The following is a 15,264-nucleotide window of genomic DNA, read 5'->3' on the forward strand; positions in this document are numbered from 1 at the left end:
GCGCTGTCGCCCCGAAACGCTGTCGCCCCGAAGCGCTTGCATCCGTGGGACAACTGTCGTTCGAGCGAGAGGCTTAACGCCACGGACACGCAACGGACGCTTATGCCGACTGTTACGCTCATCGGAACCCGCCTCGCGGAGCCCGGCCGCGAGTTCGTCTATCGGGGGGAGTCTCCGGCGTGTGAGGGATGTCCCTACCGGGCGCAGTGTCTGAACCTCACGGAGGGGCGGCGCTACCGCGTCGCCGGCGTGCGAGAGAACACGCAGGTGCTCGACTGTGCCGTCCACGACGAGGGGGTGCAGGCGGTCGAAGTAGAACCCGCGCCCGTCCGCGCGAACGTCCCGTCGCGCGGGGTGTACGCCGGTTCGCGCGCCTCGCTTGCGGGGCCGTGTCCGCACACCGACTGTCCGAGCCACGAGTACTGCGTCCCGGAGGGTGCTGAATTCGACGGGGAGTACCGCATCGGGGAAGTGATCGGCGAACCCCCGCACGATTACTGTGCACTCGATCGAGATCTCACGCTTGTCGAGTTCGCACCAGAAGAGTAGTTGGTTTCCGGCTGGTCGTCCGATCCAGCCGCAATTTCGACTCCTATCCGAGGGTTCCGACCTTCGTCGCGGCGTATCCGAAGACGTCCTCGTAGCCGTAGGCCGACAGCAACACCGGATAGAAGTCCCGATCGGCGACCGCCTCGGAGCCGTCGGCGACGGCGAACTGTTCGCCGGCGTGCACCTGGTCGAAGTTCCGTGCGAACACCTCGTACCGTTCCGCCGGCGGCTTCGGCAGCTTCTCCTGGAGTCTGAACACCCGGATCCCCTCGCCGTTTCCGGCGTCGGTCCGGACGGGTTCCTCGGCACTCGGCGGTGACATCGCACCGGTCGCAGTGAGGAACGCACGGATCAGCCAGTAGCCGTTGTCTGCGGCCTCTTTACTTCCCTGGAGGCCACACTCGACTTCGACGGTGTGGGCGTGTTCGATGAGACGACCGTCGGTGAACCGGTCGGTCTCGATGAGGACGTCGACCGGAAGGTGTGGAACGACCCCCCGGATCACCTCGTCGACGGTGTCACACAGCGCGAACGGCTCCGCGTACGACTGCGTCGAGTGTAAAGAGAGGACGGTACAGCCCCGGAGTTCGGCGGCGAGGTGGTGAGCGAGCCGTCCCTCGTGGCTGTCGGCGTCCAGCGATCCCGGGAACGCCCGGTTGAGATCCTCGTCGAGATACCGCACTCCGGCCGCGAGCGCCTCCTCGTTGGCGACGACGAACTTCACTGGGCGGTCGAGATCGGGTTCGTCCGACAGGAACCGGTCGATCGCGTCAGGCCCGCACGGCTCGTCGCCGTGGACGCCACCCACGACCGCGACCTCCGGCGTTCCCTCACCCAGCTCCGTGATTCTCATTTGCGGATGATCGGGTACCGACGGATTTCAACCGCACGGTTTCTTCGAGTCCGTCACTCGTCGAGCCGTTCGGCAAACTCGTAATCGGCCGGGTACGCCTCGGGAGTGTGTCCGTCGAGCGTAATCTGCCAGTCGTCGATCGTGGAGGGATCGTCCAGCGCCTCCCGGACCGTGGTTTTGACGTCGGCGACGTCGACGCCGTAGAAGTCCTCCGGTACCGAATGGAGGTACTGCAGGGCTGTCTCGAAGAGCGACCGCATCCCCTCGTCGTTATCGAAGTCGGCGTGCTTGTACGCGCCTGCGGCCACCTGCACCATCCCATGGAGGAACGCGGACTCGGTCGTTCCGCTGCCGTAGTTGAACCACTCGTCCTCGAAGCAGTCGTGAGATTCGTGATACGCGCCCGCGTTGAACAGTCTGATCCCGTGTTCGACTGCCCGCCTGAGCGTCGCATGTTCCCAGTAGCCTCCCTGTGGTTCCGGCTCACCGTCCATCGAGCCGGGCCCCTCTTGCCGGTCGGAACGTCCCGGGTTCCACCCCGTCGGGTTTCCCAGCGGCGGGGCGACGCTCGGGTCCCGGGTGTGGTCGTCCATACCCCCCGTTAGGGACGGACGGCCTAAAACCGATGGCTTAAACCGGATCCGTCGAGAACTCACGGCTGCGTGCGAGGGTAGCCAAGCCTGGAAACGGCGGCGGACTCAAGATCCGCTCCTGTAGAGGTCCAAGGGTTCAAATCCCTTCCCTCGCATGCGTGTCAAAGCACAAATGCACCGGGGAAGGATTTGAATCAGGGAGCGCCTCCGGCGCGACCGTGGTTCAAATCCCTTCCCTCGCATGCGTGTCAAAGCACAAATGCACCGGGGAAGGATTTGAATCAGGGAGCGCCTCCGGCGCGACCGTGGTTCAAATCCCTTCCCTCGCATGCGTGTCAAAGCACGAATGCACCGGGAAGGATTTGAATCAGGGAGCGCCTCCGGCGCGACCGTGGTTCAAATCCCTTCCCTCGCATGCGTGTCAAAGCACAAATGCACCGGGGAAGGATTTGAATCAGGGAGCGCCTCCGGCGCGACCGTGGTTCAAATCCCTCCCCTCGCATCGTCGGGGCCACACCCCGTGATGCGGAAGACCCGGAGCGGTCTTCCCTCGCAAAACCCTTCGTTTTCCGTGTTCGAACAGCGGCGACGCCGGCGTCACAGTTAACATCGTACGGTCGATAGGGTACTCCATGAGTTCCGAAGCGGCCGAAAACGCCCCAGCGACTCCAGTCGAGGTGACCGAGGTGGCCGCGGAGAAGGCGCTGACGTTGATGGAGGGGGAAGGTATGGACATCGACGTCGGCGGACTGCGGCTGTTCGTCCAACAGGGTGGCTGTGCCGGCCTCTCGTACGGGATGCGGTTCGACGACGAGCCGGAAGCCGACGACGAGATCACCGAACACCACGGGCTACGGGTGTTCGTCGATCCGGCGAGTCTGAAGTACATCGGCGGCTCGAAACTGGACTACGAGGACGGGCTCCAGGCCGAGGGGTTCCACGTGGAAAACCCGAACGTCGTCTCCGAGTGTGGTTGCGGCGAGTCGTTCCGGACCTGATCGCGACGGAACCCCGTCGTCGACTGGCGCTCAGCCGAGGAGTCCGAGGCTCTCGATCCGGTCGACGATCTCCACGACGGCTTCCTCGGCGTCGGAGGTGTGTTTTCCGCCGGTGATGACGATCTTCCCCGAGCCGAAAAGCAGGATGACGACGTCCGGGTCGTCCATCCGGTAGACGAGACCCGGGAACTGTTCCGGCTCGTACTCTACGTCTTCGAGCCCGAGGCCGATCGCGAGCGCGTTGAGGTTCAGCGTGTGCCCCAGGTCGGCGCTGGAGACGATGTTCTGGACGGTGATCTCGGGGTCCTCTTCGACGGGGATCTGTAGATCCCGGAGCTTTTCGAAGATGATGCCGAGCGCTTCGTGGACGTCGTCGATACTTTTCGCGCCCGTGCAGACGATCTTTCCCGAGCGGAAGATCAGCGCGGCAGCTTTCGGGTCCTGCGTCCGGTAGACGAGCCCGGGAAAGTTGTCCGGGTTGAAATCGGCGCCCGGAAGGTCCTCCGCGAGCGCTTCCAGGTCGAGCTCCTGCCCGATGCCGGTCGATGCAACTACGTTCTGGATTTCGATGGATTCGGCGGGTTCCGTCATCGCTTCGCTTTTTAATGCACGCCCCTCCCTTATAAACCGCGGTGTTATAAACCGAATTCGCGGCGTGGCGATCCGTTTTCGAACCGGAGACGGCGGACGACAGGCCATACGACGTTTGATCCGAGCGGCGCCTCTCGGAATGATGTCGGCCGTGCTTTATAACGGTCTGACACGAGCGAGTGACCCATGAAACTCCGTGACGAGGCGGCGATGGAACGACGGGGTTAAGTGGTCGACTCTCCTCGGTTGGAATGCGAACGCCCCGGGGCGACCCGGGGTCCGATCCCTCCCGATGGGAGGGGTCGACCGCGTCCGATCCGATGCCCTTATCAGTACGAGGGCACTCGGATCGTGATGCGAACGAAAGATGAGGATTGCGCCCCTGCGGTCCGCCGTAAGACGCGTTCTGATGTGAGCCGCGATCGTTCGGTGTCACCCCCGATGTCGGTGGCAGCGAACGTGGACCTTGCAATGGTGAGTAGACACTTCGTGTCTATTCCCGCCACCCCCCTGCATTATGCAGGGACATTCCGGTTGATCCTGCCGGAGGCCATTGCTATCGGGGTCCGATTTAGCCATGCTAGTCGCACGGGTTCAGACCCGTGGCGAATAGCTCCGTAACACGTGGCCAAACTACCCTTCGGAGGGGGATACTCTCGGGAAACTGAGGCTAATCCCGCATACTCCTGGCTGTCTGGAATGATGCCAGGGCGAAACGCTCCGGCGCCGAAGGATGTGGCTGCGGCCGATTAGGTAGACGGTGGGGTAACGGCCCACCGTGCCGATAATCGGTACGGGTTGTGAGAGCAAGAGCCCGGAGACGGAATCTGAGACAAGATTCCGGGCCCTACGGGGCGCAGCAGGCGCGAAACCTTTACACTGCACGCCAGTGCGATAAGGGGACCCCGAGTGCGAGGGCATATCGTCCTCGCTTTTCTGTACCGTAGGGAGGTACACGAATAAGGGCTGGGCAAGACCGGTGCCAGCCGCCGCGGTAATACCGGCAGCCCGAGTGATGGCCGATATTATTGGGCCTAAAGCGTCCGTAGCCGGCCGAGCAAGTCCGTCGGGAAATCCACGCGCTCAACGCGTGGGCGTCCGGCGGAACCTGCCCGGCTTGGGACCGGAAGATCCAGCGGGTACGTCCGGGGTAGGAGTGAAATCCCGTAATCCCGGACGGACCGCCGATGGCGAAAGCACGCTGGGAAGACGGATCCGACGGTGAGGGACGAAAGCTAGGGTCTCGAACCGGATTAGATACCCGGGTAGTCCTAGCCGTAAACGATGCTCGCTAGGTGTGGCTCCCGCTACGAGCGGGTGCTGTGCCGTAGGGAAGCCGCTAAGCGAGCCGCCTGGGAAGTACGTCCGCAAGGATGAAACTTAAAGGAATTGGCGGGGGAGCACTACAACCGGAGGAGCCTGCGGTTTAATTGGACTCAACGCCGGACATCTCACCAGCCCCGACTGCAGTAATGACGGTCAGGTTGATGACCTCGCCACGAGCTGCAGAGAGGAGGTGCATGGCCGCCGTCAGCTCGTACCGTGAGGCGTCCTGTTAAGTCAGGCAACGAGCGAGACCCGCGTCCGTAATTGCCAGCATGACCCCTGGGTCGATGGGTACATTACGGAGACTGCCGCCGCCAAGGCGGAGGAAGGAACGGGCAACGGTAGGTCAGTATGCCCCGAATGGGCTGGGCAACACGCGGGCTACAATGGCCAGGACAATGGGTTCCCACCCCGAAAGGGGGCGGTAATCTCACAAACCTGGTCGTAGTTCGGATTGAGGGCTGAAACTCGCCCTCATGAAGCTGGATTCGGTAGTAATCGCGTGTCACAAGCGCGCGGTGAATACGTCCCTGCTCCTTGCACACACCGCCCGTCAAAGCACCCGAGTGAGGTCCGGATGAGGCTCTTTCACGAGAGTCGAATCTGGGCTTTGCAAGGGGGCTTAAGTCGTAACAAGGTAGCCGTAGGGGAATCTGCGGCTGGATCACCTCCTACAGACCGGGACGCTGTGGATCACTCCACAGCGCCCATTCACTGTGGCGTTCCCAGACGGGAACTCCACGAGGTGGAGGAAGCTCCACGCTTCGCCCATTCGACATCCGGGGCACTTACGAACGATCGCGGCTCACAGCAGCTTCCCGACCACGCGCGGACAGGACGCGTGGCCGGGGGAGGGCCCGTAGCTCAGTGGTAGAGTGCCTCCTTTGCAAGGAGGATGCCCTGGGTTCGAATCCCAGCGGGTCCATGCCCGCCCATCGTTTCGAATCGCGCCCCTTATGGGGGCGGATCCGGAACGGTGGGATGGACGACCGATGCACCATCCCGCGAGAGCGAGGATGGGAAGGGTTCGAGATCGCCGCCCGTCCACACCCGGGTGGCATCGATGACGCCGTGTGTACGTGCAATCCAGACGCCCACTGAACCCGCTTTGCGGGTCGTGGACGTATACAATTACAGAATGGCTACTGTGCCATCTGGTGAATAGCTCGGCTCGAGAGCCGATGACGGACGTGTCAAGCAGCGAAATGCTCCGGGGAGCCGCAAGAAGGCAAAGAACCGGAGATCTCCGAATGGGAATCCCCACAGCAATTGCCTTGCGCAATGGGGAACGCTCCGAATTGAAACATCTCAGTAGGAGCAGGAACAGAACGCAACAGCGATGTCGTCAGTAACGGCGAGTGAACGCGACACAGCCCAAACCGAAGCCCGTGCGGGTTCGCCCGCGCGGGCAATGTGGTGTTCGGGCTGGTCACAACCGGGAGTAGAGACGCGAGAAGTCTTCTGGAACGAAGCGCGAAACAGGGTGACAGCCCCGTATCGCGTCGACGCTCCCGCGGACCGGTACCAGAGTAGCAGGGGTTGGATATCCTCTGTGAAGGTCCCAGGCATCGACTGGGAAGGCTAAACACTCCTCGAGACCGATAGCGAACAAGTAGCGTGAGCGAACGCTGAAAAGCACCCCGAGAAGGGCGGTGCAAAGGGCTTGAAATCAGATGGCGATAGAGCGACGTGGCACGAAAGGCCGATCGAGAAACGACCGAAGGGCGACCTTCCAGTAGGAATCGATCGGAGCCGGTGTTGCGTCGTACGTTTTGAAAAACGAACCAGGGACTGTACTTGCTTGGCGAGTCTAACCGGAGAATCCGGGGAGGCGAAGCAAACGCGACAGGGCCGCAGCACGCTTCGGCGTGTGAGGGCCGCCGTGTTCAAGCGCGGGGAGTCAAGCGGGTACGACCCGAAACCAGGTGATCTACGCAGGGGCAGGGTGAAGCGTGGCGAAAGCCACGTGGAGGCCCGTTAGAGTTGGTGTCCTACAATACCCTCTCGTGACCCGTGTGTAGGGGTGAAAGGCCCATCGAACCTGGCAACAGCTGGTTCCGACCGAAACATGTCGAAGCATGACCTCCGTTGAGGTAGCTCGTGGGGTAGAGCGACCGATTGGATGACCCGCCACCGAGAGGTGTCGGCCATCCTGTCGAACTCCGAACCTACGGGCGCCGTGGACGCGGGGAGTCCGGTGTGCGGGGTAAGCCTGTGCACCGTAAGGGAGACAACCCAGCGCTAGGTTAAGGACCCAAAATGTGGACTAAGTGCGATCGAAGGTGGTCTCGAGCCCCAGACAGCCGGGAGGTGAGCTTAGAAGCAGCTACCCTCCAAGAAAAGCGTAACAGCTTACCGGCCGAGGTTCGAGGCGCCGAAAATGATCGGGGCTCAAGTCCACTTGCGAGACCTGGCGGCACCCGAGAGGGTGATCCAGTAGGTCGGCGTCGCGGTCGGGTGGAAGTACGGGCGAGGGCTCGTATGGACCGACCGGGAACGAAAATCCTGGTCACAGTAGCAGCGAAAGTCGGGTGAGAACCTCGACGGCCTCAAGAGCAAGGGTTCCTCGGCACTGTCAGTCAGCCGAGGGTTAGCCGATCCTAAGTCTCCTCGTAAGACGCGGGAGACGACAGGGGAACTGGTTAATATTCCAGTGCCGCTCCACAGTGAAAGCCGACGCCTGAGGAAACCTCGAGCTGGGCCATCGCCCAGTCGAACCGGAGAAGATCGTGGACGCCGTCACGGCAGGAAGCGATCGAAGCCCGGGATAGGGAAACTCGAGGGTACCTGGGGCCCGTGAAAAGGCGAGTGGAGTGATCGTACCGAGATCCGACACAGGTGCTCGGCCGGAGAAAGGCAAGGCCTGTCGGGAGAACCGGCGTTAGGGAATTCGGCAAGTTAGTCCCGTACCTTCGGAAGAAGGGATGCCTGCTTTGCAGAGAGCAGGTCGCAGTGACTCGGGCGCTCCGACTGTCTAGTAACAACACAGGTGACCGCAAATCCGCAAGGACGCGTACGGTCACTGAATCCTGCCCAGTGCGGGTATCTGAACACCTGGTACAACAGGACGAAGGACCCGTCAACGGCGGGGGTAACTATGACCCTCTTAAGGTAGCGTAGTACCTTGCCGCTTCAGTAGCGGCTTGCATGAATGGATCAACGAGAGTGCCACTGTCCCAACGCTGGACCCGGTGAACTGTACGTTCCAGTGCGGAGTCTGGAGACCCCCAAGGGGAAGCGAAGACCCTATAGAGCTTTACTGCAGGCTGTCGCTGGGACGTGGTCGCTGATGTGCAGAATAGGTAGGAGTCGGTACACAGGTGCGTGCGCCAGCACGTCGCCGAGGCAGTAGTGAAATACTACCCGTCAGTGACTGCGACCCTCACTCCGGGAGGAGAACACCGGTAGCCGGGCAGTTTGACTGGGGCGGTACGTGCTCGAAAAGATATCGAGCGCGCCCGATGGTCACCTCATCCGGGTCAGAGCCCCGGAGAAGAGCGCAAGAGCAGAAGGTGGCCTGACAGTGTCCTTCCTAACACGGGACGCTGACGCGAGAGCGTGGTTTAGCGAACGGTCCAGGGCCCTCAATGGGCCCGGGGTACGACAGAAAAGCTACCTTAGGGATAACAGAGTCGTCACTCGCAAGAGCACATATCGACCGAGTGGCTTGCTACCTCGATGTCGGTTCCCTCCATCCTGCCCGTGCAGAAGCGGGCAAGGGTGAGGTTGTTCGCCTATTAAAGGAGGTCGTGAGCTGGGTTTAGACCGTCGTGAGACAGGTCGGCTGCTATCTATTGGGGGTGTGAGGTACCTGCCGTGAACGCTCGCATAGTACGAGAGGAACTGCGAGTGGTCGCCACTGGTGTACCGGTTGTCCGGAAGGGCAGATGCCGGGTAGCTACGCGACACGGGGTAAGAGCTGAACGCATCTAAGCTCGAAACCCACACGCAAAAGAGGTACCGTAGAGGTCGCTCGTAGAAGACGAGTTAGATAGACTCGGGGTGTACGCGCCGAGGGAACGAGGCGTTTTAGCCCACGAGAACTAACAGACCGAGCCACAGTCATCGTAGACGGCCACGCCGGAAGGCGGGTTCAGGCGGAAGCTGGATTGCACGGACACACAGGCAGAAGTATAACCGATCCAGGTGGGGAGACGACGGTTCGAGTCCGTCGATCGGCGTAGAGGCGGCCAGAGCGGTGGGGAAACACCCGTACCCATACCGAACACGGAAGTTAAGCCCACAAGCGTTGCGGGGAGTACTGGAGTGTGCGAACCTCTGGGAAATCCGGATCGCCGCCTCGTCATTCATACTTCATACTCGTAGTCAGAGAGAGATCGTAGAGAGGGTTCAGTGTCTCTCTCTGCGTATTTATTCACAGTCGGAGAGTGGCAACGCTCGCAGTATCGGCCAGCACCGACCGTTTCTCCTGCCGATAGCTTCTCCTACCGATATACTTATACTAGCACGGAACTCGCTTGTATATAACTTGAAATGATCTCCGACCGGCCTGTCGTCCCCGCCCCGGGAACGATGACCCTCGTTTGCGACAGCCCCGGGGGAGCCGTCCCGCCGACAGCGGCGGTGGAGGACCGCGCGCTCGCGGTGCTGTTCGACCACGACGCGGAAGGCTGGCGGCGCCGTTGGCGGCGGGAGTCCAGCTGGGTGCCGGAGCGGGAGGCGTACGTCGACGTCCACGACATCGCGAGAGGGGGCGCCGGTGGGGTAGTCGAGGGGGGATCGGACGGGTCGGCAGCCACGCCCGGGGGGCTCCAGTCGGAGCCGCAGCCGGGGACGCCGTCGATCCCGGGCACGCGGATCTCTTCGGACGGAAACGTCGCGTTGACCGCGCTGTCTCGACCCGTCAGCGCAGCCGGCGTACTGGGGGCCGCACGGAGCTACGTCGATCGGTGGGGGGCTGCGGGGTACGCCCCGATCGTGTACGTCGATTCGCTGTCGGGTCTACTCGTCGACGACGACGTAGACGGTGTGGCTGACGCGCTCGAAGCGCTTTCGGCGTCAATTTCCGCGACCGAAGCGACGCTGTACGCGTATTGTGACTTCGAAGCGGTCGAGACCGCGTCGTTCGAGCGACTTCGCGCACCGTTCGATTCGGTGGTTGAGGGGCCCAAAGCACACCTCGCCGACGACCTGTCGACGACCATCGAGCGGTTCCGACGCGAGGAGCCGACGAAGTACGGCTACCTCCGGCAGCACTGGCGGGAGGCCAAACGCGGGATCGAGGCGTGCGGGCGGAACTACCCACAGGCTAGACAGATCCACGCGTCGCTGGAGGAGCCGACGACGACGCCCCGGACGCTCGGTGCCGCGCTGGGTGCGCTCGTCGAGTTCGACGTCATCGGACGGTGGGGCGAAACCGTAAGCGCCACGCGGTACGACCTCACCACTTACGACGCCGAACGGCTGGAGGCGATCGGCCGACTCCTCGAGGAGTGAACCGTCCCTTTTCAGGGTTCCGTCCCGTCGGGGGCCGGCGTCGACTCGATCGTCTCCGCCAGCAACGACAGGGCGCCGCGGGCGCTCGCGTCCTTGATCTCCGCCCGGTCGCCGTCGAAGACGTCCCGTTTCACCCGGGCGAACGACTCCCCGGTTCCCCACGGGGCGGCGTACGCGACCCCGAGATACACGAGTCCGACGGGCTTGTCCTCGGTGCCGCCCGACGGGCCCGCGATCCCTGTGGCGGCGACGCCCCAGGTCACGTCGGCGACGTCCCGGACGCCGCGGGCCATCGCGCGGGCGACGGGTTCGCTGACCGCCCCGTGTTCGTCGAGTGCTTCCCGCGGTACGGCGAGTTCCCCCCGTTTGGCGTCGTAGGCGTACGTGACGATCCCCCGGTCGAAGTAGTCGCTCGCGCCGGGAACGTCCGTGAGCAGATCCGAGACGTGGCCGCCGGTGAGGGATTCGGCGACGGCGACGGTCTCCCCGCGCTCGCGCAACAGGGTTCCGACACGGCGTTCGATTCGGTCCATACGTCCACTGGTGGAGCCCCGTCAAAAGAAGCCTCGGGGACGTGACCGCCGACTACAAGAACGTGACCGCCGACTACAAGAACGTGACCGCTGACTACAAGAGGGTTGCCCCCTCACAGCGCGTGTGAACGTGGACTGCCATCCCGACGGAACGACCGTCCACATCCTGCTTTACGACGGGTTCGACGAACTGGACGGGATCGGCCCCTACGAGGTGTTCGACTACGCCCGGGAGTTCGGCGCCGGGATCGACCCCAGCTACCGGACGCTCGAGCCTACAGAGCAGGTCACAGCCAGCCACGGGACGCGGATCGTCCCGGACGGGACGCTTCCCGAACCGGACGATCCCGACGCACCCGACCTGCTCGTGGTTCCCGGCGGCGGCTGGAACGCGCGCGACGAGGAGGCCTCGGCGTGGGTGCAGGCCCAGCGTGGCGACCTCCCGCGCGCGCTCTCGGCTCACCACCGGGCCGGCGCGCGCGTGGCTGGGGTGTGTACCGGCGGGATGCTGCTCGCGACCGCCGGGCTGACGGACGATCGACCCGCGGTGACACACAAAAGCGCTCTGACGGAACTCCGGAGGACCGGTGCGGACGTGCGGGAGGCCCGGGTCGTCGACGACGGCGACCTGCTCACTGCCGGGGGGGTCACCTCCGGACTCGATCTCGCCCTCCACCTGGTCGAACGGATCGCCGGTCGCGACGTCGCCGATCGGATCGCGACGGTGATCGAGTACGACCGCCGGTTCGACGTCGTCCGAACCGACCGGGCCGACGCCGCAGACGGTCGTGACGGGGCCGAAAGCGGGCGTGACGACGCCGAGTTTGACTGATCGCTGATGTAATCGACTGCAGTGATCTTTCCTGTTGGGGGAACCGTAACCCGTTGCGTCAAGGGCCGGATCGATGCAACCGGGATCGGTTACCTGACACTGTAGTGTGGTAACATTCCTATCCTCAATATTTAACAGGATTCCGTCCTAGTACACATTCGGTGAGATAGTATGACAGACTACGAACTCGATCCGTTGCCGTACGACTACGACGCCCTCGAACCGCACATCTCCGAGCAGGTGCTGGAGTGGCACCACGACACCCACCATCAAAGCTACGTGAACGGCTGGAACAGTGCCGAAGAGGAACTCGAGGCGAACCGCGAGGCGGGCGACTTCTCGTCGTCTGCAGGTGCGATCCGATCGGTCACGCACAACTCGTCGGGGCACATCCTCCACGACCTGTTCTGGCAGAACATGAGCCCCGACGGCGGCGACGAGCCGACCGGCGCGCTCCGCGAGCGAATCGAGGAGGACTTCGGCTCCTACGAGGCGTGGCGCGGCGAGTTCGAGGCGGCCGCGAAGGGTGCCTCCGGCTGGGCGCTTTTGGTGTACGACACGTTCTCGAACCAGCTTCGAAACGTCGTCGTCGACAAACACGACCAGGGCGCGATCTGGGGCGGTCACCCGATCCTGGCGCTGGACGTCTGGGAACACTCCTACTACCACGACTACGGACCGGCCCGCGGGGAGTTCATCGAGAACTTCTTCGAAGTCGTCGACTGGGAGGAGCCGTCCCGGCGCTGTGAAGAGGCCGTCGAGCTGTTCGAGTGAGTCGATAGTCGGCCGTCGATCGTCGGCGATCGACTCCGATCGTCGACACACTGCTGACACAGCGACCTCGCATTTTTATCGGTCCCGGGCCCATAGCCGGTCGCATGCCGAAGCCGAAGTCCGAAGCCGGTCGTCTGTATCCCTGCGATTTCTACACACCAGACGAGCTTTTCGACCCCGACGAACTGTACACTGTACCGGAGATCGCCAGGCTGCTGCAGGAACTGGAGCCCGACGCGGAGCTCGACGACGCCACCGAGGGGGTGTTGCTCGACTGGGCGATCCCGTGGGTGATGGTCCACGCCGACGACCTTGTGGTCGCCGAACCCGGCGACGAGGGGGAGCCGGGCTACTACGGGCTCAAGACCGACGCCGACCGCGAGCGGTTCGCCGAACGATCCGGGGACGACGACTGAACGGTCGACGCCCCGCAGATGTCTCCAATGAATTCACAGCCGACAGTGCTGGTCGTGGGCGACGCGAGAGTCGACGCCGGCAAGACGACGTTTTCGGTCGGGCTGCTCGACCGACTCGGGAAGGCGACGGCCAGGGGGGAACCGTCGCCGGTCGGATTCAAACCCCGAGCGGGCAACGACTACTGGTTCGACCACGACGACGTTCGCGCCGCAATCGAGGAGGGTCAACTCTACGGCAAGGACGCGCGACGGCTGGCGGAGACGTCCGGTGGATTCGATTCGTCGGGCGTCCCCTCGGCGATCGAACGCATCAACCCGGTCCACCGTCTCTGGCGTCCGACGCCCGGCCGGACCGGAATGTTGGGCGAGGCGGACCGCACGGCGCTCGTCGATCGCGTGACGCTGGGCGGGGAGACGACGTATCTCGTCAACGGAGCCGCCGAGGTCGAGGGGCTGATTCCGGCACCGATCTCCGAGCGGTTGTCCCTCGCGGACGCCCGACGGGTGGGATCGGTCGCCGAGTTCAACGAGGCCATGCGGGAACTGCATCTCCCGGCGTTCGATCGGCTGGCCGACCGGATCGCAACGGTAGACGGAACGCGGCCGGTCGTCATCGAGTCGTACGGTGACATCGCCGTCCCCCTCCAGAACATGCGGGAGGTCATCGAACTGGACGTCGTCGCGGCGGTGGCGCCCTCGCGGCTGCGGGTGTACCGTGGCGATCGGTGGCTTCGAGCCCGATCGGTCGCCAGCGGGAGTCCCCGGGAGGGACGCCTCGAGGAGCGCACCGCGCGCGTCGCGGAGATGGTAGAGCCGGTCGCGACGCGAGAACTCCCCGCGCTTCCGTCCCGCGTCCGCGCGGATGCGGGCGGGATCGCCGAGGCGTACGCCGACGCCTACGAGGCGGTTCTCGAACAGGTTAAACCCGACCGGGGATAAGAGACTGATATGACGATTCTTTCCTTCGACGAGGACGGCGTCGACGTCGTGTACGAGGGAACGGAGTTCAGGCTCGACAAGGAGATGATACAGGAGGCGACCGGGAAGAGCTGGCCCGACGTCACCGACCACGAGGTCATCAAGCTTGTCGAACCCGAGCCGGAACTGTCCGGGGAGCCCCGGCGTGTGCAGGACATCATCCGATGATTACGGTCGCACTCGCGGGCAAGCCCAACGCCGGCAAGTCCACGTTCTTTACGGCGGCGACGATGGCCGACGTCGACGTCGGAAACTACCCGTTTACGACGATCGACGCCAATCGCGGGATCGCACACGTCCGGACGGAGTGTCCGTGTCTCGATCTCGGGGACAGATGTGGCAACGAGCGGTGTCGGGACGGCAAGCGATACGTTCCGATCGAACTCGTCGACGTCGCCGGCCTCGTCCCCGGCGCCCACGAAGGGAGAGGGCTGGGGAACCAGTTCCTCGATCAGTTGACGAACGCCGACGTTATTCTCAACGTCGTCGACGCCTCCGGGGGAACCAACGCCGAGGGGGAGCCCGTCGACGTCGGAACGTACGATCCGATGGAGGAGGTCGACTTCATCGAAGAGGAAATGGACCGGTGGCTGGTCGGGATCGTCGACCGCAACTGGGAGTCGATCGAGCGGAAATCCAGGTCGCCGAACTTCGACATCGACGAGGCGCTCTCGGAGATGCTCACCGGCTTCGGCGCGACCGAAGCCGACGTCGGGGCCGTCCTCCGGGAGTTCGAGTATCCACCTGATCCCAAAAACTGGACGGACGAACACCGGGAGACGCTCGCGCGGGCGGTCCGCCGGCAGACGAAACCGCTGGTGCTGGTCGCGAACAAGGCCGACGTCGCACCCGAGGAGAACCTCCAGCGGTTGCTGGAGGCGGACCGACCGGTGGTGCCGGCGTCTGCGGAGGGGGAGCTCGCGTTGCGTCGGGCCTCGCAGGCGGGTGCCGTCGAGTACGATCCGGGCGATGAGGCGTTCGAAATCGTCGGCGACCTCACCGACGCCCAGCGCGGCGGCCTCGAGACAGTCCGGGAACTCGTCCAGCGGCAGGGTGGAACGGGAGTCCAGGAGTCGCTGAACGCGGCCGTCTACGACCTGCTCGACGTCGTCACTGTCTACCCCGTTCAGGATGCCGGGAAGTGGACCGACGGCCAGGGGAACGTGCTTCCCGACGCACACCTGTTGCCCCGCGGATCGACGCCCAGGGATCTCGCCTTCGAGATCCATTCCGACATCGGCGAGGGCTACCTCCACGCGGTCGACGCCAAATCCGAGCGACGTATCTCCGACGAGTACGAACTCTCTGAAGGCGACGTCGTCAAGATCGTCTCGACGGCGAACTGATCGGGTCGACGAACTGAT

The 15,264-nt window shown here is 63.6% G+C and carries 13 protein-coding genes, 2 tRNA genes and 3 rRNA genes; 14 read left to right on the forward strand and 4 right to left on the reverse strand.

All coding sequences use genetic code 11. The features are described 5' to 3' along the window. Positions 1-102 precede the first annotated feature (102 nt). Positions 103-549, forward strand: a complete 447-nt coding sequence (locus AArcCO_RS05805) for a UPF0179 family protein (RefSeq protein ID WP_259535572.1) — start codon at positions 103-105, stop codon at positions 547-549. 43 nt (positions 550-592) lie between these two features. Here the strand turns inward: AArcCO_RS05805 and AArcCO_RS05810 are convergent, their stop codons facing one another. Further along, entirely contained in the window at positions 593-1,402 is an 810-nt protein-coding gene (locus tag AArcCO_RS05810) for a M14 family metallopeptidase (RefSeq protein ID WP_259535574.1), read from the reverse strand. A 53-nt stretch (positions 1,403-1,455) separates the two neighbouring features. Further along, positions 1,456-1,995 (reverse strand): DUF309 domain-containing protein, encoded by a 540-nt coding sequence (locus AArcCO_RS05815; protein ID WP_259535576.1) that lies wholly within the window; start codon positions 1,993-1,995, stop codon positions 1,456-1,458. A gap of 71 nt (positions 1,996-2,066) precedes the next feature. Between AArcCO_RS05815 and AArcCO_RS05820 the strand changes: the two genes are divergently transcribed. Beyond that, a tRNA-Leu gene (locus tag AArcCO_RS05820) sits at positions 2,067-2,150 on the forward strand. Between the two features lie 477 nt (positions 2,151-2,627). Beyond that, positions 2,628-2,993, forward strand: coding sequence for a HesB/IscA family protein (locus AArcCO_RS05825; protein ID WP_259535578.1), 366 nt, complete (start codon positions 2,628-2,630; stop codon positions 2,991-2,993). 30 nt (positions 2,994-3,023) lie between these two features. On the opposite strand, the gene AArcCO_RS05830 is transcribed toward AArcCO_RS05825, so the two are convergent. Further along, a complete protein-coding gene (locus AArcCO_RS05830) occupies positions 3,024-3,584 on the reverse strand; it encodes a TATA-box-binding protein (RefSeq protein ID WP_259535580.1) in 561 nt (186 codons plus the stop codon). A 527-nt stretch (positions 3,585-4,111) separates the two neighbouring features. On the opposite strand from AArcCO_RS05830, the gene AArcCO_RS05835 reads away from it, so the two are divergent. From AArcCO_RS05835 to AArcCO_RS05855, 5 genes are all read left to right on the forward strand, one after another. After that, positions 4,112-5,583 (forward strand): 16S ribosomal RNA (locus AArcCO_RS05835). A gap of 180 nt (positions 5,584-5,763) precedes the next feature. Then, positions 5,764-5,835, forward strand: a tRNA-Ala gene (locus tag AArcCO_RS05840). A 208-nt stretch (positions 5,836-6,043) separates the two neighbouring features. Then, positions 6,044-8,977 (forward strand): 23S ribosomal RNA (locus tag AArcCO_RS05845). A gap of 115 nt (positions 8,978-9,092) precedes the next feature. Next, positions 9,093-9,214, forward strand: a 5S ribosomal RNA gene (gene rrf, locus AArcCO_RS05850). The 16S, 23S and 5S rRNA genes sit together here with 1 tRNA gene alongside, the layout of an rRNA operon. A gap of 229 nt (positions 9,215-9,443) precedes the next feature. Continuing rightward, entirely contained in the window at positions 9,444-10,367 is a 924-nt protein-coding gene (locus AArcCO_RS05855; protein WP_259535582.1) for a DUF7504 family protein, read from the forward strand. An 11-nt stretch (positions 10,368-10,378) separates the two neighbouring features. On the opposite strand, the gene AArcCO_RS05860 is transcribed toward AArcCO_RS05855, so the two are convergent. After that, positions 10,379-10,900 (reverse strand): CinA family protein, encoded by a 522-nt coding sequence (locus tag AArcCO_RS05860; RefSeq protein ID WP_259535584.1) that lies wholly within the window; start codon positions 10,898-10,900, stop codon positions 10,379-10,381. 124 nt (positions 10,901-11,024) lie between these two features. Between AArcCO_RS05860 and AArcCO_RS05865 the strand changes: the two genes are divergently transcribed. The 6 genes from AArcCO_RS05865 (at position 11,025) to AArcCO_RS05890 (ending at position 15,246) form a co-directional block, all read left to right on the forward strand. Further along, a complete protein-coding gene (locus AArcCO_RS05865) occupies positions 11,025-11,732 on the forward strand; it encodes a DJ-1/PfpI family protein (RefSeq protein WP_259535586.1) in 708 nt (235 codons plus the stop codon). A gap of 171 nt (positions 11,733-11,903) precedes the next feature. Continuing rightward, positions 11,904-12,506, forward strand: a complete 603-nt coding sequence (sod, locus tag AArcCO_RS05870; protein WP_259535588.1) for a superoxide dismutase [Mn] — start codon at positions 11,904-11,906, stop codon at positions 12,504-12,506. Between the two features lie 104 nt (positions 12,507-12,610). Then, on the forward strand, positions 12,611-12,922 hold the full coding sequence (locus tag AArcCO_RS05875) for a DUF5827 family protein (protein WP_259535590.1): 312 nt from the start codon (positions 12,611-12,613) through the stop codon (positions 12,920-12,922). An 18-nt stretch (positions 12,923-12,940) separates the two neighbouring features. Further along, positions 12,941-13,861 carry an ATPase gene (locus tag AArcCO_RS05880; RefSeq protein WP_259535592.1) on the forward strand — a complete coding sequence of 307 codons (921 nt, stop codon included), beginning with the start codon at positions 12,941-12,943 and terminating at the stop codon, positions 13,859-13,861. Positions 13,862-13,870: 9 nt separating this feature from the next. After that, positions 13,871-14,068, forward strand: a complete 198-nt coding sequence (locus AArcCO_RS05885; protein ID WP_259535594.1) for a DUF5800 family protein — start codon at positions 13,871-13,873, stop codon at positions 14,066-14,068. Beyond that, entirely contained in the window at positions 14,065-15,246 is a 1,182-nt protein-coding gene (locus AArcCO_RS05890) for a redox-regulated ATPase YchF (protein WP_259535596.1), read from the forward strand. Before AArcCO_RS05885 ends, AArcCO_RS05890 begins: the two co-directional genes overlap by 4 nt. Positions 15,247-15,264: the final 18 nt, after the last annotated feature.

This window comes from Halalkaliarchaeum sp. AArc-CO (assembly GCF_024972735.1).
Taxonomy (GTDB): domain Archaea; phylum Halobacteriota; class Halobacteria; order Halobacteriales; family Haloferacaceae; genus Halalkaliarchaeum.